Source organism: Streptomyces sp. NPDC093225 (assembly GCF_044753805.1).
Taxonomy (GTDB): domain Bacteria; phylum Actinomycetota; class Actinomycetes; order Streptomycetales; family Streptomycetaceae; genus Streptomyces.
The window spans coordinates 1-2284 of record NZ_JBIVNX010000114.1 but is presented as its reverse complement, the minus strand read 5'-3'; the positions used below and the strand labels follow the sequence as shown (position 1 = coordinate 2284).

The window sequence follows — 2284 nt, the reverse complement described above, 5'->3', positions numbered from 1 at the left end:
TGGTGCGGCACGAGGTGCTGCGGACGCGGTTCGCGACGGGGCCGGAGGGTGATCCGGTGCAGGTGGTGGAGGATCCGTGGCGGGTGGCGGTCGAGCAGGTGGACGTCAGTGTCGAGGAGGATCCGTTGGGTGCCGGGCGGGCGGTGGTCGAGTCGTTCGGGCATCGGCCGTTCGATCTGGGTGCGGGTCGGCTGCTGCGGGCGATGACGGTGCGGTTGGGTGCGGACGACCATCTGTTGGCGTTGTCGATGCACCACATCGTGGTGGACGGCTGGTCGATGGGCGTCCTCGTCGACGAGCTGCGCCGGCTCTATGCGGGTGATGGTGGGCTCGCGGAGCTGCCGATCCAGTACGCGGACTTCGCGCTGTGGCAGCAGGAGCAGCTGTCGGGTGAGGCGCTGGATCGGCACCTGGACTATTGGCGGGCGCGGTTGGCGGGGTTGGAGACGCTGGAGCTGCCCGCTGACCGGCCTCGGCCGAGGGTGCGCTCAGGAGCGGGTGATACGCGCACCTTCACGGTGCCGGCGGGGACGGTGGGGTCGCTGCGGGAGCTGGCGGCCCGGTACAACGCGTCGTTGTTCATGACCACGTTGGCGGTGTTCCAGCTGGTGTTGGCGCGGTGGAGCGGGCAGAGCGACATCGCGGTGGGCGTGCCGATCGCCGGTCGGAACCGGGCGGAGTTGGAGGAGTTGGTCGGGTTCTTCGTGAACACGCTGGTGATGCGTGCGGACCTGGCGGCGGAGGCGACGTTCGCGGAGGTGCTGGAGCAGGTGCGGCAGTCGACGCTGGACGCGTACGCGCACCAGGACCTGCCGTTCGACCGGCTGGTCGAGGAGCTCACCCCCGAGCGCGACCTCAGCCGCAACCCCCTCGTCCAGTCGATGTTCGCCCTGCAGAACCTGCCGGGCCAGGACTGGCACCTGCCCGGCACCACCGTGGAACTCCTCGCCACCCCCGACCGGACGTCTAAGTTCGACGTGTCGGTGTTCCTGACGGAGGAGGCGGACGGGAGCCTGTCGGGCGAGGCCACGTTCGCGACGGAGCTGTTCGACGCGGCGACCATCGAGCGGCTGACCGGTCACTTCGTGACCGCCCTGGCCGACGTCGCCCGCGACCCGGATCGACCGCTGGGCGAGGTCCGCCTGCTCACCGATGCCGAACGGCACCAGATCCTGGCGGAGTTCAACGACACCACGGTCGACTACGCCGACGACACCACCGTCCACCACCTCTTCGAGCAGCAGGCCGAGCGCACGCCGGACGCCCTCGCCGTGGTCCACCACGACAGCACGCTCACGTACCGGGAGCTGAACGAGCGGGCGAACCGGCTCGCGCACCACCTGATCGACCGGGGCGTGGGCACCGACACCCTCGTGGCGATCTGCCTCGACCGCGGCGTCGACATGATCACCGCGCTGCTCGCCGTCCTCAAGGCCGGCGGCGCGTACGTGCCGCTCGATCCCGACACCCCGGCGGACCGGTTCTCGTTCATGCTGCGGGAGTCGGGGACGCCGCTGGTACTGACCCACACGGACCTGGCCCCGCGCCTCGACCACGCCCCCGTCCCGCTGGTCGCCCTCGACCGGCTCCCCCTCGACGCCCTGCCCTCCGGGAACCCGGTGACTCCGACGGGCGCCCGTGACCTCGCCTACGTCATCTACACCTCCGGCTCCACCGGCACGCCCAAGGGCGTCCAGATCGAGCACCGGTCCATCTGCCGCCTCCTGGTCAACAACTGGTTCAACACGATCACGGCCGACGACGTCGTCTCCCAGACGTGCAACTACTGCTTCGACGTCTTCACCTACGAGTGCTGGGGCGCCCTCATCACGGGCGCGACCCTCGCGGTCGTGGACAAGGAGGAGCTGGGCGACTCCGACGCGCTCGCCGTCGCGTTCCGGCGCGACCGGGTCACCGTCGCCTGGCTGACGGCCCCGCTGTTCAACCAGCACGTGGTCGAGCGCCCGGACCTGGTGGCCGGGATGAAGACGGTGATGTACGGCGGCGAGGCCGTCGACCGCTCGGTCGCGGACGCCCTGATGGCGGGACCGCACGCCCCCGCCACCCTGATCAACGGGTACGGCCCCACGGAGGCCACGGTCTTCGCCACCTGCTTCGTCGTGACGGACGACGGCCCCGAGCTCACCTCCATGCCCATCGGCCGGCCGATCTCCAACACCATGAACCTGGTGGTGGACCGGCACGGGGGGCTGGCGCCGGTGGGGGTGCCGGGCGAGCTGTGGATCACCGGGCCCGGGTTGGCCCGCGGCTACCTGGACCGTCC

1 protein-coding gene is annotated in these 2284 nt (G+C 70.7%); it reads left to right on the top strand.

Features of this window, described 5'->3' with window-relative positions; genetic code table 11:
- Positions 1-2: 2 nt before the first annotated feature.
- Positions 3-2284, top strand: a 2282-nt coding sequence (locus ACIQCH_RS38370; protein WP_402589006.1) for an amino acid adenylation domain-containing protein, incomplete at its 3' end; no start/stop codon positions are given.